The sequence below is a fragment of the Variovorax frigidus genome, assembly GCF_051216515.1.
GTDB lineage: Bacteria > Pseudomonadota > Gammaproteobacteria > Burkholderiales > Burkholderiaceae_C > Variovorax.
This window is the reverse complement of sequence record NZ_JBPJZF010000003.1, coordinates 172,958-195,761: the sequence shown is the minus strand read 5'-3', so window position 1 is coordinate 195,761 and position 22,804 is coordinate 172,958. Positions and strand designations below refer to the sequence as shown.

The window sequence follows — 22,804 nt, the reverse complement described above, 5'->3', positions numbered from 1 at the left end:
GCGCTTCGACAAGCTCGGCGTGAACGGATGAACCCTGTGTCTGTCCACAAATGACTTATTGCGTAGGCATCAAACTCAACGCCGGCCTGGTGTTCCTCTCGGACTCGCGCACCAACGCGGGCGTGGACCACATCAGCACCTTCCGCAAGATGATCGTCTACGAGCAGCCCGACGACCGCGTCATGGTGCTGCTGTCGGCCGGCAACCTGAGCATCTCGCAGTCGGTGCGCGAGATCCTGCAGATCGAGGAGGTGCGCGAGATCCAGGAGAACGGCGAGCCCGGCCCGCCGATCACCATCTGGAACGCCAGGAGCATGTTCGACGCCGCGCGCGTGCTCGGCGCGGCGGTGCGCCATGTGTACGACCGCGACGCCGAGGCGCTCAAGCATGCGGGCGTGGACTTCAACGTGTCCTTCATCTTCGGCGGCCAGGTCAAGGGCGAAGGCATGCGCCTGTTCCTGGTCTATTCGGCCGGCAACTTCATCGAGGCCACCAACGAGACGCCCTACTTCCAGGTCGGCGAATCGAAGTACGGCAAGCCGGTGCTCGACCGCGTGCTCACGCCCGACACGCCGCTCGACGAGGCCGCCAAGTGCGCGCTGGTGTCGATGGACTCGACCATGAAGTCCAACCTCTCGGTGGGCCTGCCGCTGGACCTGGTGGTGTACGAGGCCGGCCGGCTGCGGACGGACAAGATCGTGTGCCTCGACGCCAACAACCCCTACTACCAGATGATGCACAACAGCTGGGGCCAGAAGCTGCGCGAGGTGTTCGACAGCATCGAGGACCCGGTCTGGGACGGCAGCTTCACCGAGCATCCGCTGATGATGCCGACCGCGCGCCACGCGCCGCTGCGCAAGATCTCGACGCCTGACGAAAAACTGATTTGAAGCAGGCCGTTCACCCTGGGCTTGTCGAAGGGCTTCGACAAGCGCAGCCCGAACGGTTTCACAGCATGCCCCCCATCGTCTTCTCCCACGGCAACAGCTTCCCCGCGAGCACCTACCGCGTGATGCTCGACAGCCTGCGCAACCGCGGCTTCGACGTCCACGCGATCGAGAAATTCGGGCACGACCCGAAGTACCCGGTGACCAACAACTGGCCGCACCTGGTCGCGCAGCTCGCCGACTTCACGCGCGGCGTGGTCAAGGAAGCGGGCCAGCCGGCGCTGCTGGTCGGCCATTCGCTGGGCGGCTTCCTGAGCCTGATGTGCGCCTCCGGCCACCCGACGCTGGCGCGCGGCGTGGTCATGCTCGACTCGCCGCTGGTGGGCGGCTGGCGCGCCAACACGCTGGGCCTGGTCAAGCGCACCGCGCTGATGAAGACCGTCTCGCCCGGCGCGGTGAGCCGCAAGCGGCGCAACCGCTGGGACGACCGCGAAGCCGCCTTCGCCCACTTCCGCGCCAAGAAGGCTTTCGCGCGCTGGGACGAACAGGTGCTGCGCGACTACGTCGAGCACGGCATGCTCGAAGCGCCCGACGCCGCCGATCCCGCCGACGCGCTGACCCTGAGCTTCGACCGCGACGTCGAGACCGCGATCTACGACACCCTGCCCCACAACCTCGCGACCTTGCTGCGCGCGAACCCGCTGCAATGCCATGTGGCGTTCGTGGGCGGGCGCCAGTCGGTCGAGATGCGCCGCGTGGGCATGGCCATGACCGACCGCATCACGCGCGGGCGCATCGCCATGCTCGACGGCACGCACCTGTTCCCGATGGAAAAGCCGATCGCGTCGGCTGCGGCGGTGGAAGCCTCGCTGCGCAACCTGCTCTGAGCCCGAGCCTCGGCCTCGGGCAGACGCCGGTCAGGATGGCCGCGCCACGGCTTGCGCCTTGAGTTCCTGATCGAAAACACGCTGCGCCAACCCGACATCCAGTTTCTGCAGCAGAAGATGGAACCGCATGGCCTCCTCCATCTTTCCCCAGCGGCTATAGAGCGACACCAGGTTGGCCAGGATCAGCGCATCGTCGGGTTTGGACTTGTTCAAGCCTTCGAACGTGGCCGCCGCAGCGTCGAACGCCTTGCGTCGGAGATGGGAAACGCCCAGTGTGATCTGAGCATCGCGGTTGTCCGGTTCGAGGGCGATGGCCTGCTTCGCGGCCGCAGCGGCTTCGGCATACCGTCCCGATTCGTTCAGTGCGGTACCCAGATTGATCCATGACACGGTCAACTTCGGATCGAGCTCCGTCGCCCGCCGATGCGCTGCAACCGCCTGCGGCCATTGCCGCTGGCGGGACCTCACGTTGCCCACCATGTCCCAGGCCGCAGCATCGAGCGGCCCCTGTTTGATCGCCTCTTCGGCGACTTGCGCGGCCTCGTCCAGTCGGTCCTGCGTCAGATAGAGCCAGCTCAAACGGGTCCGATGCAGCGCGACCTTCGGCTCGCGCTCAATGGCCTGTAGATAGGCCTCCTGTGCCTTGTCCAACTGCCCATCCTGCAAATAGGCCACCCCGAGTGCGCTCCAGAGGTCGGCGCCTTTCTCGCCGTTTCGCACGGCTTCAAGATAGGCCGCGATGGCGCGCTTGAAGTCACGCTCGTGATCGTTGATCAGAACGCCTTGCCACTTCCAGGCCTCGCCGTTTTTGGGATCGATGGCCGTCGCCATTCGAAAGGCCTGTAACGCCTGTGCCGGCTGTTTGGCTTGCACGTAGGCGCTGCCCAAATTGAGCCAAGGGGAGAGGGACCGCGGCCCGATCCGAATAGCCGTTTCATAGGCGCGGATCGCCTTCTCCAGATCGCCCGCCCTGGCAAAAGCCGCCCCCAGACTGTTCCAGAGCAAGGGGTCGTCCTGCGACTCTGTCGCTGCCAGGCGAAGCGTTTCCGCAGCTTCCTTGGGGTCGTCCTGCAGGAGCGCGAGATCGTTCAACGCCCGCGCTCTTTCGCTCCCTTTCCCGGCACGGGCTGCCAGCTTCAGCGTGATCACAGCGTCCTGGCGCTGCCCGTTCTTGAGATACAGATTGGCGAGGTTCTTCCATGCAAGGCTGTAGCTCATATCGATCCGCATGGCGTTGCGATATGCGTCGATCGCCCGCACGGTTTCTTGGTTTTCCGCAAGAACGTTGCCAAGGTTGCTCCAGGCCGATACGAGCCGAGGGTCCACTTCCACCGCTCGTTGATAAGCGGCCGTTGCATTGGCGAGCCTGTCGTCTTTTTGGCTGAGCCTGTACGCATTTCCCAGGTTGTTCCACGCCCATGCGCTTCGAGGGCGCGCCTTGGTCCATGCGAGGTTGTTGCGCAGCAAGCCGTCGCGGTCGCCGCGAGCCTCGTATGCACGCGCCTGATTCATCCAGGCGTTGGCCGTCAGCGGAAGATCGGGTGGCGTCAGGCTGGCACCGACCTGCGCCAGCCATTCGACAGGCAGCACCAGGAGGGTCGGGGACGGCCCCGAGGTGTCGGTCGAGGCCATGCCGATCATCCGGCCCTGCCAGTCGTAGACCGCCGCACCATCGCGAACCGTGATCTTTTCGTTCGACAGCAGCGGCGTCACGAGCCCGAGGTAGAAGCCGTCGACGACCTTGGCCATGTAGCTGACCTGCCATGTTGCCGGGTAGAACCGCTCATCCTTTTCGAACAGCACGACCGCCAACCTTGTTTGATCCGAGCTTTGTGCAGCGCCGATCAAGGAATCCGGCAGCGAGAGACCATCGACCTGCAGGATGCAGACATTGCGATCCTGGTCCGCGGCCAAGAGGCGCGCGGCATGGCGGCGCCCGTCCCTGGTCTGCAGCGCATAGGACTCCGCGCCCGCAAGACGGTGGCACACGGTGACCACCTTGCCAGCACCGGCGACGACACCGGCGAATGACGCATTCCCCGCATGGACCGTCAACTCGTTCTGGACCCATGCCGCCAGGCGTGCGCTCGCGCTCTCCTCTGCCGCTTCGGCAAGTGGAGTCCAGCCTGCCGCCGCATACGCACACACGGCCCACAGAGATCGCAGTGCAAGGCCTGCTGTGAATGAAAGGGGTTGCATTGAGAAAACTCCAAGCAGGACATCCTGGCGCATTGGCGGAACGCAGAATCAATTTTTATTGCCATTCGGCTGAACTTCAAACGCACGTTCTACAGACTGAGAACTTTTCCCTTCGACCGGGGCTGCTCAGCCCTTCTTGGATTTTGCCAAGACATGTCGGTGCACCTGCGCGTGCGTGGACCGCCTCAAGAAGGTTCGCGCTATCGAACAAGCCGGCCGGGCCATGCCACCGCGCATGGATACGCTGCCTAGAATCGCACGGGTCCTACGAAAGCCCGCCGCAAAACACGCATGTCGCTCGCACCCCTCTCCGCACCCGCCCTGGCCGACGCCTTGATCGTCGACCCGTTCTACCTGTCGATCTCCGTCGATTTCGAACACGACATGCCGGCTCGCAAGGCCGTGCTCGCGTCGTACTTCGCGTACGCGATGGAGGAAGCCGAGCGCAGCGGACGCTGCCTGACACCCGCAGACCACACGCTGGGTGCGGCGGCATGGTTGCTGCCGCGCGGCGACGAGGCCGAGGCGGCGGAGTCGGCCGCGAAGAATGCATTCCTCGCCCGCACGCTGGGCCCGCGGGGCCTGGCCCACTACCACCGCATCGTCGAGTTCATGGCCGCGCAGGCACCGGCTGTCGTGCCGGCGGGCGCGTGGTACCTGTCGATCCTGGGCATCGCGCCCGCCGCGCAAGGCCGTGGCCTCGGCGCGACGCTTCTGGCCCCCACGCTGGCCGAGGCCGATGCCGCGGGCGTGCCCTGCTTCCTCGAGACCTTCACGCCGCTCAGCGTGGGCTTCTACGAACGGCTGGGCTTCCGTGCCGCGGCCACGCACCGCGAGCCGGTCACGGACGCGGACTACCTGATCATGTGCCGTGCACCGCGCAGCGCGCGCACCCGCTGACCCGCAGGCCCACCGCGGACGCCAGGCGGCGCACCACTTGCCGATCTCGCCGTGATGCGCGGCTTCAGAGCGCCAGCACCAGCCGCCCGTCGCATGCCCGCGAGCAGCACGCCATCATCTTGCTGTTCGCATCGCGCTCCATGCGCGTCAGCACCACGTCGCGGTGGTCGACCTTGCCGGCCAGCACCTGCACTTCGCAGGAACCGCACAGGCCTTCCTCGCAATCGCTCTGCACGTCGACGTTGGCGGCGCGCAGCGCGGTCAGCAGGGTCTGGCCGGGCGGCACGGTGAGGACCAGGCCCGAATCCTTGAGCTCCACTTCGAAGGCCCGTTCCTTCGACGGGTCGAGCGTCGCCAGCGTCGATTCGAAATGCTCGACACGCAAGGCGCCTTCGGGCCATGCGGCGCAGCAGGATTCGAGCGCCTCGAGCATCCGCAACGGGCCGCAGGCGTAGACCTGTGCGCCCGACACAGGCTGCGCGAGCAGGGCCTGCAGATCGTTGCGGCCCCCTTCGTCGGCGATGTGAAGGTGCAGGCGCTCGCCGTGCAGCGCACGCAGTTCCTCGACCATCGCCATCGACGCCCGGCTGCGGCCGCTGTAGTGCAGCGCGTAGTCGATGCCCAGTGCCTTCGCGCGGCGCGCCATCGCGCTGACCGGCGTGATGCCGATGCCCCCGGCGATGAAGATCGCCTTCTTCAACGACTCGTCGAGCCGGAAGTGATTGCGCGGGCCGCGGATGCGCAGCCTGTCGCCGACCTTCACCTGGCCGTGCACCCAGGCCGAGCCGCCCCGGCCTTCGGGCTCGTGCAGCACGGCGATCTCGAACACGCCCGCTTCGTCGGGGTCGCCGCACAGCGAGTACTGGCGCGACAGCGCGGGCGTGCCGCATTCCACGTCGATGTGCGAGCCGGCGGTCCAGCGCGGCAGCGGCTTGCCGTCGGGCGACACCAGGCGCAGCCGGACGACGCCGTCGGCTGCGCGCGTCACGCGCTCGACCACCACCGGCCGTGCGATCGCATGGCGCGAAGGCTCGCCGATGCGCACCGGCACCCGCACGTCGCGCAGACCGGCGTCGTTGCGCTCGGGGTTGGCGGCCGGGTCCCACTCGACCCACAGGTGCTCGGGCCCGCGGAACGAGGTGTTGGGCACGTAGCTGAAGCGCTGCTCGCTCAGCCGCATGTGCGGCAGCCGGCGCGTGAACTCCTCCAGGAAGATCTGCATCTCCATGCGCGCCAGGTTCTTGCCCATGCACTGGTGCGAGCCGTAGCCGAAGGTGAGGTGGTCGCTGGCGTTGTCGCGACGGATGTCGAACAGGTCGGCATCGGCGAAGTGGCCTTCGTCGTGGTTGGCCGACGAGGTCACGATCAGCAGCCGCGAGCCCGCGGGCAGGTCGACGCCGTCGATCTGCGTGTCGGCGGTGACCAGGCGCCGCCAGGCCGCGACCGAGCCGTTGTGGCGCAGGCACTCTTCCACCGCGTTGGGAATGAGCCCCGGGTCTTCGCACAGCTCGCGCCACACCTGCGGATGCTGCAGCAGCAGCTTCATCGCATTGGCCGTGGCGTTGGCCGTGGTCTCGTGCGCGGCCACGATGCCGGCCATCATCATCGAGTGCAGGTACGAGTCGGTCACCACCTCGGGCTGCAGCATCTGCTTGCGAATGCCGTACTGCATCCAGCCGGGCGCGTCGGGGTCCTGCCGCATCTTGTCGAGCACCTTGCCCGCGTACTGCCAGAAGTTGCCCACGGCATGCGCCACCGCCACCTGCTCCTCGGGCTTGGGGCGGCCCCAGGTGTTGACGGTGTGCGCGATCGAATACTTGCGCAGCGTGTCCATGTCTTCCTCGGGCACGCCGAGGAAGTGCAGCGCCACGGTGAGCGGGATCTCCCACAGCATCTGGTCGACGAGGTCGGCACGGCCGTCGTCGATGAAGCGGTCGACGTAGCTGCGGGCGAGCTCGCGCACCATGGGTTCATGGTGCTTGAGTTCTTCGGGCGTGAACGGGTCCATCAGCGCGCGGCGGCGCGGCATGTGGGCCGGCTCGTCCTCGTTCACCAGCGTGCGGTTGAGCGCGAAGCCGTAGCTTGCGAGCACCGCATTGGCTTCGTCGCCCGTGGGCGTGATCTTCTCCAGCGCGTTCGACGGGCTGAAGGTGATGTTGTCGCGGAACACCGCCTTGATGTCGGCATAGCGCGTGATCACCCAATAGCCCAGCTTGGGGCTGTAGAAGATCGGCTCCTGCTCGCGCGCCCAGCGCACGTACTCGGGCGGGTCCTGCTGGTAGCCGTCCTCGAAGGGATCGAAGGCGGCGGCCCGCTGGCTCACCGGGCAGCCGGTGGGCGTGCGCTCGGCGGAGAGCGGACCGTGCGCGACAGGGCAACCGGAAGCGCGCGAAGGGGTGGCGGTGTCGGGCATGGCGGGCGTTCCGTTCTTTCAGTCGAGCGTGATCTTCAGGTCGCGGATCAGCTTGTGCCAGCGCGTCGTTTCGTTCTTCAGCAGCTCGGTGTACTGCGCGGGCGTGTTGCCCACGGGCTCGACGCCGAAGTCGATCATGCGGGTGCGCACCGCGGGCTCGTGGATGGCCGCGACGATCTGGCGGTTGAGCGTGTTCACCACCTCCGTCGGCGTAGCCGCGGGCACCACCACGCCGACCAGCGCAGCGGCCTCGACGTTCTTGTAGCCAAGCTCGGCGAAGGTCGGCACGTCGGGCAGTTGCGGCAGGCGCGTGGGGTTGGCCACGGCCAGTGCGCGCACCTTGTTGCCCTTGATGAAGCCGGCACCCGCCGCCAGGTCGACCATCATGGCCGGCAGCTGTCCGCCCACCACGTCGGCCAGCGCCGGCGCGGCGCCGCGGTAGGGCACGTGGACCATGAACAGGCCCGCTTCCACCTTGAGCAGTTCCATCGCCAGGTGGTGCGGGCTGCCCGCGCCGGCCGAAGCGTAGTTGATGCCGCCAGGCTTGGCCTTGGCTTGCGCGATGAAGTCCTTGGCCGTGGCAAAGCCGGAGTTGGTGCCGACCACCAGGATCATCGGGAACTTGCCCATCAGCGTGACGGGGGCCAAGTCCTTGGTGGCGTTGTAGCTCAGCGACTTGTAGAGCGCGGGATTGAACACCAGCGTGCCGTTGTCGGCCGAAAGGATGGTGTAGCCGTCGGCCGGTGCGCGCGCAGTCTCGGCGGCACCCAGCGCGGTGTTGCCGCCGGGCTTGTTGTCGACCAGCACCGGTTGCGAGACCTGGGTGGACAGCGTCTGCGCGACCGTGCGCGCCAGGAAATCGGAGCCGCCGCCAGCCGCGTACGGAACGATCCAGCGGATCGGCTTGGTGGGATAGCTCTGCGCGCTGGCGCCTGCCGCCACGACAAGGGAGAGCAGTGCGAGGCCGCTGGCAAGGTGCTTCTTCATGGGGTGTCTCCGGATGGGATGTTGTGTATTGCGTAAGTATGATCCGCATTGCGTAATTGCAAATTGCGGGTTTACCCACCCCACGCCCGACGCGCAGGCATGACCGATCCGAGCCCCTAACATCCAGGCGACATGACTTCCTCCTCACCCGACTCCCCGGCGCCCGTGCGCGAACGGCGCCAGCGCGTCCAGGCCGCCGAGACCGGCATGGCCGTGCTCAAGGGACTGGCCTACCTGGGCGGGCGCAGCAGCCTGACCGCCCTCTCCGCCCACGTCGCGGAGAGCCCGGCCAAGGTGCACCGCTACCTGGCCAGCCTGATGGAGGAAGGGCTGGTGTCGCAGGACGCCGCATCGCAGCACTACTACCTGGGCACCGAAGCCATCCAGATCGGGCTGGCGGCCATGCGACAGGCCGACCCGATCCGCGCGGCCGAGCCCTGCCTGATCCGGCTGCGCGAATCGCTGGAAGTGACCTGCTTCATCGCGGTGATGGGCAACAAGGGCCCGACCATCGTGCGCTTCGAGGAGCCGGGCCTGCCGGTGACGGTGAACGTGCGCGCCGGTTCGGTGATGTCGATGCTGTGGTCGGCCACCGGACGCGCCTTCCTCGGCTTGCTCGACGAGTCGCGCGTGGTGGCGCTGGCCGAGCAGGAGCTGGCCGCGGCCACGCCCGACATGCGCGCCACGCTCGACGCCACCGACCCCATCGGACAGCTGCGCCGCGAGGTGCAGCAGGCGCGCTGCGCCAGCGTGAAGGACACCTACCTGCGCGGCATCAGCGCCGTGGCGGCACCGGTCTACGACTATGCGGGCCGCGTGTGCGCCGTGCTCACGGCACTGGGCGCCACGGGCGGTTTCGACCCGGCCCTGGGCGGGCCGATCGCCCTGGCCGTGCAGCGCGAGGCGCAGGCCACCAGCGCCATCCTCGGCGCCCGCGGCTGAGCAGGCCGCGCGCGCTTCGGCTCAGCCCTGAGTGACGTGCACGCCCGGGCGCCGGCCCGCGTTCCATTTGCCGTCCAGCGCGCGTTCGATCTGCGCCGCCAGCTGCAGCAGCAAGCCGTCGTTCGCTTGCGCCGCCTGCGCCTGGATGCCCAGCGGCAGGCCGTTCTCCTGCGCTGCCATCGGCAGCGAAATGCCTGGCATGCCGCAGAGGTTGGCCAGCGGCGTGTAGGCGAAGTTTTGCCAGAGGTTGGCGAACCAGTCGTGCACCGAAGGGTTGGTGCTGGTCGTCAGATACTCGCTGGTGCCGACCCGGGGCGTGGGCAGCGCGGTGATCGGCGTGAGGATGATGTCCCAGTCCTGGAAGAACTGGCCGAAGGCACGCGAGGTGGTGTTGAACACCGCCTGCATCTTCGAGCGCTCGGAGAACGAGGTGTGCAGCCCGGCTTCCCAGATCTTGATGTTGATCGGCTCGAGCAGCTCGGCCGGCGGACGCTCCAGGCCCAGGCGATGCAGGTGGCCGTCGATGACCTGCGCGAAGTTGCTGATGTAGCAGGTGGTCTGCGCGGCGAAGGCACCCTGGAAGTCGACCGCGGGCAGCGCCCATTCGACATGGTGGCCCAGCCCTTCGAGGAATCGGCCGACCCGCGTCAGCTCGGCCACGAAATGCGGCGTGGCGCGGAAGTCACCCCATTCGTGCGACAGCGCGATGCGCAGCCGACCCGGGTCTTTCTTGATCAATTCGCTGTACGGCGCGGCCGGCGACCAGAAGGGCATGAACTCGCCGGGCGCGCCGCCGCGGCAGTGGTCGACGAAGGCCGCGGTGTCGCGCACGGTGCGGCTGTGGCAACCTTGAATGGACACCAGGCCCGACAGGTCCGACAGGTTCGGTGCCAGCGAGAACACGCCGCGCGACACCTTGAGGCCGATGTTGCCGTTCACGCCCGCGGGGATGCGGATCGAGCCGCCGCCATCGGTGGCATGCGACAGCGGCAGCACGCCCGCTGCCACCGCCGCGGCCGTACCGGCCGACGAACCGCAGGTGGTGTACGCAAGGTCCCACGGATTGCGCGTGACATGCAGCGCGTTCTCGACCGAGCTGCAGACGCCGAACTCGGGCGTGGTGCTGCGGCCCACGATGTTGAGGCCGGCCTTGCGCAGCTGCTGCGTGAGGAAACTGTCGGCCGCGGGGCGATGGCCCTGCATGATCATCGAGCCGAATTCCTGCAACCGGCCCTTGAGCGTGGGGCCCAGGTCCTTCATCAGGTACGGCAGGCCGGCGAACACGCCCGCGGGGTTCATGCCGTCCTTCAGCGGATCGGCCACCACGTCGTCGAACACCTCGACCACCGCGTCGAGTTGCGGATTCACTTTCGCGACGCCGGCCGCGGCCTGCGCCGCGAGTTCGGCCGCCGACACCTCGCCCTTGCGGACCCTTTCGGCCAGCCCCAGGCCGTCGTGTGCGGCCCAGTCGTCCCAGCTCATCGCCAACGTCATCTCAAACTCTCCTAGTCCGCCCAGACCACCACACCGCTCCACGCCGTCGCCAGCACCACGATGCCGAAGGCGATGCGGTACCAGGCGAAGGGCACGAAGTTGTGCGTGCTGATGTACTTGAGCAGCCAGCGAACGCACAGCCAGGCGCTGAGGAAGGAGAACAGCAGACCGACCGCGAACAGCGGGATGTCGGCCGTGGACAGCAAGGCACGCTCCTTGTAGAGGCTGTAGGCGCCGGCGCCGATCAGCGTGGGGATCGCGAGGAAGAAGGAGAAGTCCGTCGCGGCCTTGCGGCTCAGGCCGAGCAGCATGCCGCCGATGATGGTCGAACCGCTGCGACTGGTGCCGGGGATCATCGCGAAGCACTGCACCAGGCCCACCTTGAGCGCGTCCCAGGGCGTCATGTCGTCGACGCTCTCGATGCGCACCGAACCCGGCGGCCGCTTCTCGGCCCACAGGATGATGAAGCCGCCCACGATGAAGGTGGTGGCCACCACGGTCGGGATGAACAGGTGCGCCTTGATGACCTTGCCGAACAGCAGGCCCAGCACCACCGCCGGCAGGAAGCCGATGACCACGTTGAGCGCGAAGCGTCGCGCCTTGGCCTGCCGCGGCAGTGCCACGACCGTGGAATGGATCTTCTGCCAGTAGACCAGGATGACCGCGAAGATGGCGCCGGTCTGGATCGCGATGTCGAAGACCTTGAACTTGTCGCCATGCAAGTCCATCAGCGAGCCGGCGAGGATCAGATGGCCGGTCGACGAAATCGGCAGGAACTCGGTCAGCCCCTCGACGATTCCCATGATGGCGGCCTTGGCCAGCAAAACAATGTCCACGCGTACTCCTTTGAAAGAGCCTGGATTATCGCGAGCGCGCAAGTCAGGTGGCGTTCAGGCATCCGACCCGTGGGGCGATCGATGCGCGAAGGGTCGCGGAAAGGTTCGGTCGAGGCTCGGCTTGCAACGCAAGGCCGCGCGGGCGCGCGCCTGTCCTGAGCGCTAAAGGATGTCCGCCGCCGACAGCGCCGGCGTCTGCGCGATGCGCTCCGAGATCGCGCGGCAGGCCTCGAGCAGCGGCGTGACATAGGCCTGCTCGGGATCGTCCTTCTGACGGAACACCAGCGTGCTCACGCTGATGGCCGCGACCGGCGCGCCCGTGCCGCCGCGGACCACGGCGCCGAAGCAGAAGATGCCGGCCTCGTTCTCCTCGTTGTCGACCGACCAGCCGCGCGTGCGCGTGAGCGCGACCTGCGCGCGCAGCGCCGCGACGTCGGTGGCGGTGTTCGCGGTGTAGCGCGGCAGCGGCAGGCCCTGCAGCAGCGGCGCCAGCGCAGCCTCGTCGAGGGCGGCGAGGTAGGCCTTGCCCACGGCCGTGGCATGCAACGACACGCTGGTGCCGATGCGCGATGTCATGCGCACCGCGCTCGGGCTCTCGAGCTTCTCGATGTAGACCATGCTGGCGCCGTTGGGCACCGCGAGGTGCACGGTCTCGCCCGTGAGGTCGCGCAGGCGCTTGAGTTCGTCGACCGCGGCCAGCCGCAGTTCGGACCGGCCCCAGCTGCGGCTCGCGAGCTGGATCAGCCGCGGGCCCAGCGCGAGCATGCCGCTGCGTTCGTTCTCGACCAGCAGCCGCTCGGCGATCAGCGCCGCGACGATGCGGTGCACCGTCGGCCGCGGGTAGCCGCTGGCACGCATCAGCGCCGCGACGTTGACCGGCTCCTCTGCATCGGACACCAGCTGCAGCACATGCATGAACTTGGAGAACGATGCGGTGCCCGCGACCTGCGCCGAGACGGGCGTGGCGACGGCGGTGGGAGACCTAAGGGCGGGCATGCGAAGGATGAAGAAGGAAGGTGGGCGAAGGGCCGCGCGATTATCTGCGCATGCCCTGGCGCTCAGAACGTGCGAAGGAACCGTCGCGAGCGCCCCGAGCCCGCATCGAGGACCGGAGCCGCACTCCCGTGCGGTGAGGACCGCAGGTGCGGGATCGGGGTGCGCAGCAGGTTCATTCGTGCGTTCAGGCCACCATGTAGCCGCCGTCCACCGGCAGGATCACGCCGGTCATGAAGGCCGCGGCCGGCGTGCACAGGAACATCGCCGCGCGCGCCACATCGTCGGGCGTGCCCCAGCGGCCCAGCGGCGTGCGCGCGAGGATCGGGCCGGCGCGTGCCGGGTCGTCCTGCAGCGCCTGCGTGAGCGGCGTCGCGATCCAGCCCGGCGCCACCGCGTTCACGCGGATGCCGTCGGCCGCATAGGCGATCGCCAGCGACTTGGTGAGCTGCGCCACGCCGCCCTTGCTGGCCGCATAGCCCGGCACCAGCCCGCCGCCGAAGAAGCTCAGCATCGATGCGGTGTTGACGATGCAGCCGCCGCTGGCCTTGAGCCGCGCGCGCGTCGCGCCGCACACGCGCATGGTGCCGGTGAGGTTCACCGCCAGCACGCGCTCGAAGACCTCGATGTCGTGCTCGGCGCCGCGCTGGATGATGCCCGCGCAGTTGAAGACGATGTCGAGCCGCTCGATGGGCGCGAGCGCCGTCTCGACGCTCTCGGCCGAGGTCACGTCGGCCTGCTTGACTTCGACCGCCGCATCCAGCGTGCCGTCGCCCTTGCCCAGCCCGATGGCCGTGACCTGCGCACCCAGCGCGGCCAGGTGGTTGGCGATGACGGCGCCGATGCCCTGCGTCGCGCCCGACACCAGCGCGCGCTTGCCCTTGAAAAGATCTGCCTGATAGGTCATGAGAGAAGAAAGAAATTCCGGATCAATAGGTCGCGCGGCCGCCCGACAGGTCGAACACCGCGCCGGTGCTGAAGCTGCAGGAGCCCGAGCACAGCCAGGCCACCATCTCGGCGACCTCGAAGGGTTCGCCCAGCCGCTCCATCGGGCTCTTGTCGACCATGGCCTGCACGTGCGCGATCGACATCTGCGACAGGATCGGCGTGCGCACTGCCGCAGGGGCGATGGCGTTCACCAGGATGCCGGTGGTCGCGAGCTCCTTGCCCAGCGACTTGGTCAGCGCCAGCACGCCGGCCTTGGCCGCGCTGTAGGCCGAGGCGTTGGGCGTGCCCTCCTTGCCGGCCAGCGAGGCGATGTTCACGATGCGCCCCGCGCCCGCCGCACGCATGGTGGGCACCACCGCCCGGCACACGTTGAACACGCCGACGAGGTTGACTTCGACGATGCGCGCCCACAGCGCCGGGTCGTAGTCCTCCAGCGGCAGGGTCGGGCCGGTGAAGCCCGCGCTGTTGACCAGGAAGTCGATGCGGCCGAAGCGCGCCAGCACTTCCTGTGCGGCGTTGTCCACACCCATGCGGTCGGTCACGTCGACCTGCCAGGCTTCGGCGTCGACGCTCTCGGCCATGTCCCACAGCGCCACCCGCGCGCCGCTCTCGCGCAGCCGGCTCGCCACCTCGGCCCCGATGCCGCTCGCGCCGCCGGTGACGATCGCCACGCTGCCGCCGAAGTCGTAGCGCGCGGTGCCGTAGCCCTGGCTCATCGGATGAACTGCTTGGTGAAGTCCGCGCCCAGGCCCACGGCCTCGAAGTGCTTGCGGCACATGTCGATCTTGGTGAACACGTCCTCGTAGCCGATGCCCTTGCCCCAGGGGTCGGTGTAGTACATGACACCGTTGACCTGGAAGTAGGTGATCATTTCCTCGACGTCCTCGGGCACGTAAAGCGTGTGAGTTTCGCCCGGCGGCTCGAACACGTAGCTGCCCTCGGTCGCTTCCCAGTCGTGCTCGAGGTAGCGCCAGCGGCCCTTGAGCACGAAGCCGTGCACCGCCTGCGGATGGCGATGGCGGCTCAGCACGCCCGACTTGCGCACCCGCAGCAGGTTCATCCAGTAGCCCTGGCTCGCGTTGAGGCACAGCGGCCGGAACCACACGTTCTCGGCCTGCGGCACCCACAGGCGCTCGTCCTGCGGGATCGCGTGGTTGATCACGATCTCGGGCAGCGCGTCCGGTGGGTTCGGGTATTGGTAGGGGGTTTTCGGGTCGGGATCGTTGGCTTCGACGGGCATGTCATCTGTCCATAATGTGGATGGTCGTCCATATTGTAGATAGATGCCGTGAGCGCCCGTGTCGGAGTAACCCTCAGAACGTGCGAAGGAACCGTCGCGAGCGCGCCGAGCCTGCATTGAGGAGCGGAGCCGCACTCACGTGCGGTGAGCACCGCAGATGCGGGATCGGGGTGCGCAGCAGGTTCATTCGCACGTTCTCAATCCGGCGCGGTCCAGCCGCCGCCCAGCCCCTGGATCAGCGTCACGGCCGCGTTCTGGCGGTTGACCTGCAGCTGCAGCACCGTGCGCCGCGCGCTCAGGGCCGAGGCCTGGGCCGTGACCACCTCGGTGTAGCTCACCTGCCCCGCGCGGTAGCGGTTGAGGATCTGCTGCTCGGTCAGGTCGGCCGCGGCCGAGGCCTCGCGACGCAACGCTTCCTGCTGGGCCAGGCTGGCGGTGGCGGTGAGTTGGTCCTCCACGCCCTGGAAGGCGGTGAGCACGGTCTGCCGATAGCGCGCCACCGCGGCCTCGTGCGCGGCCTTGGCCGAATCGACACGCGCGCCGATGGCGCCCGCATCGAAGATCACCTGCGCGGCCGACAGGCCCAGCGACCACAGCGTGTTCGAGGCGCCGAACAGATCCGACACGCGGCTCGACGAACGCCCCAGCGACGCGCTGAGGCTGAAGCTCGGGTAGTAGGCCGAGCGCTCGACGCCGATCTGCGCATTGGCCGCGGCCACGGCACGCTCGGCCGACGCGATGTCGGGGCGGCGCTGCAGCAGCGTCGAGGGCACGCCCAGCGGCACCGCCGGCACGGTCGGGGTCCAGCTGCCGGCCACCGGGATCCGGAAGTCGGCCGGCGCCACACCGACCAGCACCGCGATCGCATGCTCCAGCGTGTCGCGCGTGCGTTGCAGCGCGACGCGTTCGGCGCGCGTGTTGACCAGCGTGGTCTGCGCCTGCAGCACGTCGCTCTGCGCCGCGATGCCGGCCTCGTAGCGGTTGCGCGCGATGGTCAGCGAGCGTTCGTAGCCCTCGAGCGTGGTCGCCAGCAGCGCCAGTTCGGCATCGGCCTCGCGCAGCGAGAAGTAGTTCGAGGCCAGTGCGCCCTGGGCCGACAACCGCGCCGCCGCAAGATCGGCCGCGCTGGCCTCGGCCTGGGCCGCGGCGCTGTCCACCGCCAGGCCGAGCCGGCCCCAGACGTCGGGCGCCCAGTCCGCGCCCAGCGTCGCGTTGGCACTGCCGCTGGCCGAGCCGGCGTCGCGGTTGCCGCTGCGCGAGGCGCCGCCCGTCAGCGACACGCTGGGGAAGAGCCCCGCGCGCTGCTGGCGCACCAGCGCGCTCGCCTGCGCATAGCTGGCCACGGCCGCGGCGATGTTCTGGTTCGACACCTGCACGCGATCGGCCAGGGCATCGAGGTCGGTGTCGCCGAACAGCTGCCACCACGGACCACGCGCCAGCGCATCGGCCGGTGCGGCGGGCAGCCAGCCCTCGGCGGCCGGCGCTTCTTTCCAGGCGCTCGGGGCGTCCATCGCCGGGCGTTCGTAGCGCGGCCCGACGGCGCAGGCGCTGAGCGCAGCCGCGGCGGCCAGCACAGTCAGGGTGGACAGGAAGCGTCGGGAGGTCATGGCAGTTTCGTTTCTTCTCTTCAGGCCGCGGTGGTGGCCGCATCGGGTCGGGCCAGACGGTGTTCGTTGGGGGCGCGGCGGCGCAGCTTGTCCATCAGCACGTAGACCACGGGCGTGGTCAGCAGCGTCAGCAGCTGGCTGGCGATCAGCCCGCCGACGATGGCCACGCCCAGCGGCTGGCGCAGTTCGGCGCCCTGGCCGAAGCCGATGGCCAGCGGCAGCGCGCCGAGCGCAGCGGCCAGCGTGGTCATGAGGATCGGGCGGAAGCGCAGCATGCAGGCCTCGCGCACCGCCTCGGTCGCGCTCAGGCCGCGCGCGCGCTCCGCATCGAGTGCGAAGTCGATGATCAGGATGGCGTTCTTCTTGACGATGCCGATCAGCAGGAACACGCCGATCAGCGCGATCAGCGAGAACTCCATGCGCAGCACCATCAGCGCCAGCACCGCGCCCACACCGGCCGAGGGCAGCGTGGTCAGCACGGTGATCGGATGGATCAGGCTCTCGTAGAGCACGCCCAGCACGATGTAGATCACCACCAGCGCCGCCAGCACCAGGAACAGCTGCTGGCCCTGCGACTGCTGGAAGGTGGCGGCCGTGCCGCCGAAGCTGCCGCGCACGTTGATGGGCATCGCGATGTCCGCCGTGGCCTGGTCGATGATCGCCTGCGCCTGGCCCAGCGTGGCGCCGGCCTCGAGGTTGAAGGAGATGGTGCTCGACAGCTCGCCGCCGTCGTGCGAGATTGAGGTCGGGATCGCGCGCTCGGACAGCTTGGCGATGGCGCTCAGCGGCACCATGGTCGTGGCGCTGGTGCTCAGCGGCGCGCCGGTGGACGCGCCGCGCTGGCCCGGATTGGCCGAGGTCGCGGTCACGGTTGCGCCAGTGGCCGTCGCGGCCGAGGCGGGCACGTACAGGTCCTTGAGCGCCACCGGGCCCTGCATGAACTTCGGCGCCCACTCCATGATCACCGCGTACTGATTGAGCTCGTCGTAGATGGTCGCGACCGAGCGCTGGCCGAAGGCGTTGTAGAGCGCGCTGTTGAGGGTGCTCGAGGTGATGCCCAGGCGCGACGCGGTCTCGCGGTCGACCGTCACATAGGTCTCGACGCCGTTCTCCGACTGGTCGCTGTCGATGTCGGTCAGCGCCGTCTCCTGCTTGAGCCGGTCGGCCAGCTTGCCGACCCACAGGCGCAGATCGGCGATGTTGTCGGCCTTGAGCGTGTACTGGTAGGTCGAGTTGCTCGAGCGCCCGCCGCCGCGCAGGTCCTGCACCTGGCCCAGGAACACGCGCAGGCCGGTGAGCCGGTCGAGCTGTGGCCGCAGCCGGGCGATCACCGCCTGGCTGCTCACCTTGCGTTCGCTCACCGGCTTGAGGTTGACGAACATGAAGCCGCCGCCCGCGCGGCTGCCGCCCGAGAAGCCGACCACAGTGTCGACCGCCGGGTCCTGGCGGATGATGTCGACCGCCTGGCGCAGCTTGTCGCCCAGCGCCTCCGACGAGATGCTCTGGTCGGCGCGCAGGCCGCCGTTGAGCTGGCCGTTGTCGGTCTGCGGGAAGAAGCCCTTGGGCACCTTCGCGAACAGGTAGACGTTGAGGCCGATCACCGCCAGCAGGATCAGCATCACCAGCGCCTTGCTGGCCAGGGCCCAGTCGAGCGAGCGCTCGTAGCCGCGCAGCACCGCGTCGTAGCCGCGCTCGGCCCAGCGCGCGGGCCACGACGCCCGGCGCGGCGGGCCTTCGAGCTTCGGCTCGGGGCGCAGCAGCAGCGCGCACATCATGGGCGTGGTGGTCAGCGAGATCACCAGCGAGATCAGCACCGCGGCCGACAGCGTGATCGCGAACTCGCGGAACAGCCGGCCCACCTGCCCGTCCATGAACAGCAGCGGGATGAACACCGCCACCAGCGACAGGCTGATCGACAGCACCGTGAAGCCGACTTCGCGTGCGCCGCGCAGCGCGGCCTCGACGCGGTCCATGCCGGCCTCGATGTGGCGCATGGTGTTCTCGAGCACCACGATGGCGTCGTCGACCACGAAGCCGGTGGCCACGGTCAATGCCATCAGGCTCAGGTTGTTGAGGCTGAAGCCCAGCAGGTACATCACGCCGAAGGTGCCGAGCAGCGACACCACGGTGGCCACGGCCGGCACGATGGTGGCGCGCGCCTTGCGCAGGAACAGGCCCACCACCAGCACCACCAGCACGATCGAGACCACCAGCGTCAGCTCGATCTCCTCGAGCGAGGCGCGGATCGAGTTGGTGCTGTCGGATGCGACCTGCACCTCGATGTCCTGCGGCAGCTGCGCGCGCAGCTCGGGGATCAGCGCGCGCACGCGGTCGACCGTCTCGATGATGTTGGCGCTGGGTTCGCGCGTGATCAGCACGATGATCGCGGGCTGCCCGTTGAACAGGCCCAGCGTGCGTCGGTTCTCGACGCCGTCGACCACGTTCGCCACGTCCGACAGCCGCACCGCCGCACCGTTGCGCCAGGCCACGATCATCGAGCGGTACTCGCTGGCCTTGCGTGCCGGCGACGGCGTGTAGATCTGCAGCCGACGGCCCTCGCCCTCGATCGCGCCCTTGGGCCGGTTGGCGTTGGTGGCCTGGATGGCGGCGCGCACGTCCTCGGTGCTGATGCCGTAGCGGTTGAGCGCGAAGGGCAGCAACTCGACCCGCACCGCGGGCAGCGAGCCGCCGCCGATCTCGACGTCGCCCACGCCCTCGACCTGCGACAGGCGCTGGCTCACGATGTTGGACACCGCGTCGTAGATCTGGCCCGGCGTCTTGGTCTTGGAGGTCAACGCCAGGATCACCACCGGCGCCGACGCCGGGTTGGCCTTGCGGTAGGTCGGGTTGCTGCGCAGCGAGGCCGGCAGGTCGACGCGGGCGGCATTGATCGCGGCCTGCACTTCGCGCGCGGCGCCGTCGATGTTGCGGTCGAGGTCGAACTGCAGCGTGACGCGGGCCGAGCCGGTCGAGCTGTTCGAGGTCATCTCGTTGACGCCGGCGATGGTGCCCAGCCGCCGTTCGAGCGGCGTGGCCACGCTGCTGGCCATGGTGTCCGGGCTCGCGCCGGCCATCGAGGCGCTGACCGAGATGATCGGGAAGTCGACCTTGGGCAGCGGCGACACCGGCAGCACGAAGAAGGCCGCGATGCCCGCGAGCGCGATGCCGACGGTCAGCAGAATGGTGGCGATCGGGCGTTCGACGAAGGGCTTGGAGAGATTCATGACCCCTCCCCTGTCTTGCCCCTTCCCCCTCCGGGGGAAGGTTGGGATGGGGGCAACCATGCCGCCAGCTGCTCAGGCCGCAGGCCCCCACCCCAGCCCTCCCCCGGAGGGGGAGGGAGCAAATGCGCAAAGCCGTTCATGCTGCGCTCACCTCTTCACGCCGCCCGCCGAAGCGCCGACCCAGCCGGTCGAAAGCCAGGTAGATCACCGGCGTGGTGAACAGCGTCAGCACCTGGCTCACGATCAGCCCGCCGAAGATCGCCAGGCCCAGCGGCCGGCGCAGCTCGGCGCCTTCGCCGAAGCCCAGCATCAGCGGGACCGCGGCGAACAGCGCCGCCAGCGTGGTCATGAGGATCGGACGGAAGCGCAGCAGCGCGGCCTGGTGGATCGCCTCCAGGGCCGTCTTGCCCTGGTGACGCTCGGCCTCGATCGCGAAGTCGATCATCATGATCGCGTTCTTCTTGACGATGCCGATCAACAGGATGATGCCGATGATCCCGATCACGCCGAGGTCGTTGCCCGTCACCATCAGCGCCAGCAAGGCGCCCACGCCGGCCGAGGGCAGCGTCGACAGGATGGTCAGCGGGTGGATGTAGCTCTCGTAGAGCACGCCCAGCACGATGTACACGCACACCACCGCCGCCAGGATCAGCCAGAGCTGGTTCGACAGCGACTTCTCGTAGGCACCCGAGGCGCCCAGGAAGGTCATGGTCACGCCCGTCGGCAGGCCGACGTCCTTGGCCGCCTGGCGGATCGCATCGACCGCGCGGCCCAGCGACACGCCGTCGGCCGTATCGAAGCCCACCGTCGCGGCCGGGTACTGCGCCACGTGCGTGATCTGCAGCGGCGCGAGCTGCTCGCGGATGGTGGCGATGGCGGCCAGCGACGTGGGCGCGCCCGAACCGGTCGTGAGGTTCAGCGTGCCCAGCTGCTGCGGCGTCTCGATCGAATCGACCTTGGCCTCGAGGATCACGCGGTACTGGTTGGTCTCGGTGAAGATGGTCGAGACGATGCGCTGGCCGAAGGCGCTGTAGAGCACGTCGTCAACCGCGCTGGCCGTGACCGACAGCCGCGAGGCGGTGGCGCGATCGATGTCGACGTAGGCCGACAGCCCCTGCGCGCCGGCATCGCTGGTCACGTTGCGCACCTGCTTGACGTCCTGCAGCCGCGCGCGCAGCTTGTTGACCCATTCGGTGACCGTGGCCGAGTCGACGCCCTCGATCGAGAAACGGTACTCGGTCGGGCCGGTCTCGGCGTCGATGGTCAGGTCTTGCGTGGGCTGCAGGAAGAGCTTCACGCCCGCCACCTGCGCCACGCGCTCGCGCAGCCGGTTCATCGTGGCCTCCTGCGAGCCGCGGTCTGCCTTCAGGTTGATCAGCATGCGGCCGGTGTTGAGCATGGTGTTGTTGGCCGCGTCCACGCCGGTGAAGGAACTCAGGCTCTCGACCTCGGGGTCGGCCAGCACGGCACGCGCGGCCGCCTGCTGCAGCTCGGCCATGCGTGCATAGGACACGTCCTGCGCGGCCTCGATGCGGCCCTGCAGCTGCCCGGTGTCCTGCGTGGGGAACAGGCCCTTGGGAATGAACACGTAGAGCAGCACCGTGCAGGCCAGCGTGGCCAGCGCCACGATCAGCGTCAGGCCCTGGCGGCGGAACACCCATTGCAGCCAGATGTCGTAGCGCGCGACCACGCGGTCGAAGAAGGCCTGGACCTTGCCGGCCAGGCCGCGCGTAGCGTTGTGCGATTCACTCTTGAGCATGCGCGCCGCCATCATCGGCACCAGCGTCAGCGACACCACGGCCGAGATCAGGATGGTGATCGCCAGCGTGACGGCGAACTCACGGAACAGCCGGCCCACCACGTCGCCCATGAACAGCAGCGGGATCAGCACCGCGATCAGCGAGACGGTGAGCGAGATGATGGTGAAGCCGATCTGCGTCGCGCCCTTGACGGCCGCGGCGAACGGCGCCTCGCCCTCCTCCAGGTAGCGCGAGATGTTCTCGATCATCACGATCGCGTCGTCGACCACGAAACCGGTCGCGATGGTCAGCGCCATCAGGCTCAGGTTGTTGAGGCTGTAGCCCATCAGGTACATCACGCCGCAGGTGCCGATCAGTGAGATCGGCACCGACAGGCTGGCGATCAGCGTGGCGCGCCAGCTGTGCAGGAAGAAGAAGATCACCAGCACCACCATCAGCACGGCCAGCACCAGCTCGATTTCCACGTGCTTGACCGAGGCGCGGATGCCGGTGGTGCGGTCGCTCAGCACCCGCACGTCGAGCGTGGGCGGCAGGCCGGCCTGCAGGTCGGGCAGCTGGCGCCTGATGGCGTCGACCGTGGCGATCACGTTGGCGCCGGGTTGCCGCTGCACGTTCAGGATGATGCTGGGCGTCAGTTGCCCGTCGATGCCCGACCAGGCCCCGAGGCGCGTGTTCTCCGCACTGTCGACCACGCCCGCCACGTCGGACATGCGCACCGGCGCGCCGTTGCGGTAGGCCACGATCAGGTCGCGGTAGTCGCGGGCCGTGACCAGTTGGTCGTTGGCGTTGATGCTGTACGAACGCTTGGGGCCGTCGAAGCTGCCCTTGGCGCTGTTGGAGTTGGCCGCCGAGATGGCGGTGCGCAGCGTGTCGAGGCCGATGCCGTACGAGGCCAGTGCCTTGGTGTCGGCCTGGATGCGCACGGCCGGCCGCTGGCCGCCCGAGAGCGTGACCAGCCCCACGCCCGAGACCTGGCTGATCTTCTGCGCGAGCCGCGTGTTGACGATGTTCTGCACCTCGGTCAGCGGCATGGTGCCCGAGCTGATGGCGAGCGTGAGCACCGGCGCGTCGGCCGGGTTGACCTTGGCGTACACCGGCGGTGCGGGCAGGTCGGCCGGCAGCAGCGAGTTGCTGGCGTTGATGGCGGCCTGGACCTCCTGCTCGGCCACGTCGAGCGTCTCGGCCAGGCCGAACTGCAACGTGATGATCGACACGCCCGCGGCGCTGGTCGAGCTCATGCGGTTCAGGCCCGACATCTGGCCGAACTGGCGCTCGAGCGGTGCGGTCACGGTGCGGCTCATGACCTCGGGGCTGGCGCCCGGGTAGAGCGTCTGCACCTGGATCGTCGGGTAGTCGACCTGCGGCAGCGCCGACAGCGGCAGGAAACGGAAGCCGACGAAGCCCGCGAGCACGATGGCGAGCATGAGCAGCGCGGTCGCGACCGGCCGCTCGATGAAGGGGCGCGACGGACTCATGGCTGGCGCACC

Annotated in this window: 16 protein-coding genes; 4 read left to right on the top strand and 12 right to left on the bottom strand. The window is 68.5% G+C overall.

Features of this window, described 5'->3' with window-relative positions; translation table 11 throughout:
• Positions 1–50 precede the first annotated feature (50 nt).
• Positions 51–890 (top strand): proteasome-type protease, encoded by an 840-nt coding sequence (locus ACSFBC_RS10200; protein ID WP_435510211.1) that lies wholly within the window; start codon positions 51–53, stop codon positions 888–890.
• A gap of 65 nt (positions 891–955) precedes the next feature.
• Complete coding sequence (locus tag ACSFBC_RS10195; protein ID WP_435510210.1) at positions 956–1,774, top strand: alpha/beta hydrolase; 819 nt, start codon at positions 956–958, stop codon at positions 1,772–1,774.
• Between the two features lie 30 nt (positions 1,775–1,804).
• Here the strand turns inward: ACSFBC_RS10195 and ACSFBC_RS10190 are convergent, their stop codons facing one another.
• Positions 1,805–3,973: a tetratricopeptide repeat protein gene (locus ACSFBC_RS10190; protein ID WP_435510209.1), complete on the bottom strand. Its 2,169-nt coding sequence runs from the start codon at positions 3,971–3,973 to the stop codon at positions 1,805–1,807.
• Between the two features lie 291 nt (positions 3,974–4,264).
• On the opposite strand from ACSFBC_RS10190, the gene ACSFBC_RS10185 reads away from it, so the two are divergent.
• Positions 4,265–4,873 carry a GNAT family N-acetyltransferase gene (locus tag ACSFBC_RS10185; RefSeq protein WP_435510208.1) on the top strand — a complete coding sequence of 203 codons (609 nt, stop codon included), beginning with the start codon at positions 4,265–4,267 and terminating at the stop codon, positions 4,871–4,873.
• Positions 4,874–4,937: 64 nt separating this feature from the next.
• On the opposite strand, the gene ACSFBC_RS10180 is transcribed toward ACSFBC_RS10185, so the two are convergent.
• Positions 4,938–7,286 carry a cytochrome P450/oxidoreductase gene (locus ACSFBC_RS10180; protein WP_435510207.1) on the bottom strand — a complete coding sequence of 783 codons (2,349 nt, stop codon included), beginning with the start codon at positions 7,284–7,286 and terminating at the stop codon, positions 4,938–4,940.
• Between the two features lie 18 nt (positions 7,287–7,304).
• Positions 7,305–8,273, bottom strand: coding sequence for a Bug family tripartite tricarboxylate transporter substrate binding protein (locus ACSFBC_RS10175; protein WP_435510206.1), 969 nt, complete (start codon positions 8,271–8,273; stop codon positions 7,305–7,307).
• Between the two features lie 132 nt (positions 8,274–8,405).
• Here ACSFBC_RS10175 and ACSFBC_RS10170 point away from each other — a divergent pair, with 132 nt between their 5' ends.
• Positions 8,406–9,215, top strand: a complete 810-nt coding sequence (locus tag ACSFBC_RS10170) for an IclR family transcriptional regulator (protein WP_435510205.1) — start codon at positions 8,406–8,408, stop codon at positions 9,213–9,215.
• 21 nt (positions 9,216–9,236) lie between these two features.
• On the opposite strand, the gene ACSFBC_RS10165 is transcribed toward ACSFBC_RS10170, so the two are convergent.
• The 9 genes from ACSFBC_RS10165 to ACSFBC_RS10125 all read right to left on the bottom strand — a co-directional run bounded on the left by ACSFBC_RS10165 (position 9,237) and on the right by ACSFBC_RS10125 (position 22,792).
• The gene (locus ACSFBC_RS10165; RefSeq protein WP_435510204.1) at positions 9,237–10,709 is read right to left on the bottom strand and encodes an amidase; all 1,473 of its coding nucleotides are present in this window, start codon (positions 10,707–10,709) and stop codon (positions 9,237–9,239) included.
• A gap of 11 nt (positions 10,710–10,720) precedes the next feature.
• Complete coding sequence (locus ACSFBC_RS10160) at positions 10,721–11,545, bottom strand: undecaprenyl-diphosphate phosphatase (protein WP_435510203.1); 825 nt, start codon at positions 11,543–11,545, stop codon at positions 10,721–10,723.
• Positions 11,546–11,707: 162 nt separating this feature from the next.
• Positions 11,708–12,541, bottom strand: a complete 834-nt coding sequence (locus ACSFBC_RS10155) for an IclR family transcriptional regulator (RefSeq protein WP_435510202.1) — start codon at positions 12,539–12,541, stop codon at positions 11,708–11,710.
• A 184-nt stretch (positions 12,542–12,725) separates the two neighbouring features.
• Positions 12,726–13,445 carry an SDR family NAD(P)-dependent oxidoreductase gene (locus tag ACSFBC_RS10150; protein ID WP_435510201.1) on the bottom strand — a complete coding sequence of 240 codons (720 nt, stop codon included), beginning with the start codon at positions 13,443–13,445 and terminating at the stop codon, positions 12,726–12,728.
• 22 nt (positions 13,446–13,467) lie between these two features.
• Positions 13,468–14,202, bottom strand: coding sequence for an SDR family NAD(P)-dependent oxidoreductase (locus ACSFBC_RS10145; protein WP_435510200.1), 735 nt, complete (start codon positions 14,200–14,202; stop codon positions 13,468–13,470).
• On the bottom strand, positions 14,199–14,726 hold the full coding sequence (locus ACSFBC_RS10140; RefSeq protein WP_435510199.1) for a 2,4'-dihydroxyacetophenone dioxygenase family protein: 528 nt from the start codon (positions 14,724–14,726) through the stop codon (positions 14,199–14,201). Before ACSFBC_RS10140 ends, ACSFBC_RS10145 begins: the two co-directional genes overlap by 4 nt.
• 197 nt (positions 14,727–14,923) lie before the next feature.
• Positions 14,924–16,333: an efflux transporter outer membrane subunit gene (locus tag ACSFBC_RS10135; RefSeq protein ID WP_435510198.1), complete on the bottom strand. Its 1,410-nt coding sequence runs from the start codon at positions 16,331–16,333 to the stop codon at positions 14,924–14,926.
• 20 nt (positions 16,334–16,353) lie between these two features.
• Positions 16,354–19,557 (bottom strand): efflux RND transporter permease subunit, encoded by a 3,204-nt coding sequence (locus ACSFBC_RS10130; protein WP_435510197.1) that lies wholly within the window; start codon positions 19,555–19,557, stop codon positions 16,354–16,356.
• 136 nt (positions 19,558–19,693) lie between these two features.
• On the bottom strand, positions 19,694–22,792 hold the full coding sequence (locus tag ACSFBC_RS10125) for an efflux RND transporter permease subunit (protein WP_435510196.1): 3,099 nt from the start codon (positions 22,790–22,792) through the stop codon (positions 19,694–19,696).
• Between the last annotated feature and the right edge of the window lie 12 nt (positions 22,793–22,804).

What these genes read in the sequence shown, in the direction of transcription:
- ACSFBC_RS10185 (WP_435510208.1), top strand. Translation starts at nt 4,265, where the DNA reads ATGTCGCTCGCACCCCTCTCCGCACCCGCCCTGGCCGACGCCTTGATC.
- ACSFBC_RS10155 (WP_435510202.1), bottom strand. Translation starts at nt 12,541, where the DNA reads ATGCCCGCCCTTAGGTCTCCCACCGCCGTCGCCACGCCCGTCTCGGCG.
- ACSFBC_RS10130 (WP_435510197.1), bottom strand. Translation starts at nt 19,557, where the DNA reads ATGAATCTCTCCAAGCCCTTCGTCGAACGCCCGATCGCCACCATTCTG.
- ACSFBC_RS10140 (WP_435510199.1), bottom strand. Translation starts at nt 14,726, where the DNA reads ATGCCCGTCGAAGCCAACGATCCCGACCCGAAAACCCCCTACCAATAC.
- ACSFBC_RS10165 (WP_435510204.1), bottom strand. Translation starts at nt 10,709, where the DNA reads ATGACGTTGGCGATGAGCTGGGACGACTGGGCCGCACACGACGGCCTG.
- ACSFBC_RS10175 (WP_435510206.1), bottom strand. Translation starts at nt 8,273, where the DNA reads ATGAAGAAGCACCTTGCCAGCGGCCTCGCACTGCTCTCCCTTGTCGTG.
- ACSFBC_RS10170 (WP_435510205.1), top strand. Translation starts at nt 8,406, where the DNA reads ATGACTTCCTCCTCACCCGACTCCCCGGCGCCCGTGCGCGAACGGCGC.
- ACSFBC_RS10200 (WP_435510211.1), top strand. Translation starts at nt 51, where the DNA reads ATGACTTATTGCGTAGGCATCAAACTCAACGCCGGCCTGGTGTTCCTC.
- ACSFBC_RS10125 (WP_435510196.1), bottom strand. Translation starts at nt 22,792, where the DNA reads ATGAGTCCGTCGCGCCCCTTCATCGAGCGGCCGGTCGCGACCGCGCTG.
- ACSFBC_RS10180 (WP_435510207.1), bottom strand. Translation starts at nt 7,286, where the DNA reads ATGCCCGACACCGCCACCCCTTCGCGCGCTTCCGGTTGCCCTGTCGCG.
- ACSFBC_RS10195 (WP_435510210.1), top strand. Translation starts at nt 956, where the DNA reads ATGCCCCCCATCGTCTTCTCCCACGGCAACAGCTTCCCCGCGAGCACC.
- ACSFBC_RS10190 (WP_435510209.1), bottom strand. Translation starts at nt 3,973, where the DNA reads ATGCAACCCCTTTCATTCACAGCAGGCCTTGCACTGCGATCTCTGTGG.
- ACSFBC_RS10135 (WP_435510198.1), bottom strand. Translation starts at nt 16,333, where the DNA reads ATGACCTCCCGACGCTTCCTGTCCACCCTGACTGTGCTGGCCGCCGCG.
- ACSFBC_RS10145 (WP_435510200.1), bottom strand. Translation starts at nt 14,202, where the DNA reads ATGAGCCAGGGCTACGGCACCGCGCGCTACGACTTCGGCGGCAGCGTG.
- ACSFBC_RS10150 (WP_435510201.1), bottom strand. Translation starts at nt 13,445, where the DNA reads ATGACCTATCAGGCAGATCTTTTCAAGGGCAAGCGCGCGCTGGTGTCG.